This is a genomic window from Rhizobium sp. BR 315 (assembly GCF_050577975.1).
Classification (GTDB): domain Bacteria; phylum Pseudomonadota; class Alphaproteobacteria; order Rhizobiales; family Rhizobiaceae; genus Rhizobium; species Rhizobium miluonense.
The window spans coordinates 1-776 of the sequence record NZ_JARWKZ010000146.1 but is presented as its reverse complement, the minus strand read 5'-3'; the positions used below and the strand labels follow the sequence as shown (position 1 = coordinate 776).

Here is a 776-nt window from a genome sequence, read left to right as displayed (position 1 = left end):
TAACTATTCAGAAAGGAGAAATTTTCGGAATCATTGGTTTTAGCGGTGCAGGCAAAAGCACATTGCTGAGACTTGTAAATCAGTTGGAAAGCCCGTCTAATGGATCAATTAAAATTCAAGGGGAAGATTTATCAAGCTTCAGTGCAAAAGAAATACGCAAACTAAGAAGACGAATCGGCATGATTTTTCAAAACTTTAACTTGTTTACCTCTAGAACAGTAGCTGGTAACATTGCTTATCCTTTAAAGTTGGCAGGCAAGCCAAAGGCGGAAATAAAGGAAAGAGTCGATGAGCTGTTAAGATTCGTTGGGCTGACAGATAAAGCGAATGACTATCCGGAACAGCTTTCAGGTGGACAGAAGCAGCGGGTCGGCATTGCGAGGGCACTTGCTAATTCGCCGGATATCTTAATCTGTGATGAAGCTACTTCGGCATTGGATCCTGACACGACGGCAGACATTCTACGGCTTTTAAAAAAGGTAAATAAAGAGTTTGGAATCACCATTTTACTTATAACACATGAGATGAATGTCATCCAAACTATTTGTGACAAGGTTGCTGTTATGGAAAACGGTGAGGTCATCGAAACTGGCAATGTGTTTGATACGTTTACAAATCCACAGCATCCGACAACAAAACGGTTTATCCAATCCGTTCAACAAGATCGTCCGTCTGATTCGCTGCTTCAGCAATGGAAACAGAGTGGCGGAAATAATCTTTATCGAGTTATTTTCAAAGGAGAACTAGCGAATACACCATTGCTTTCACAAATATCA

The 776-nt window shown here is 40.7% G+C and carries 1 protein-coding gene; it reads left to right on the top strand.

The window, feature by feature from the left end:
• The coding region (locus tag QD409_RS35440) for a methionine ABC transporter ATP-binding protein (RefSeq protein ID WP_430765037.1) at positions 1–776 on the top strand (776 nt) is incomplete at both ends.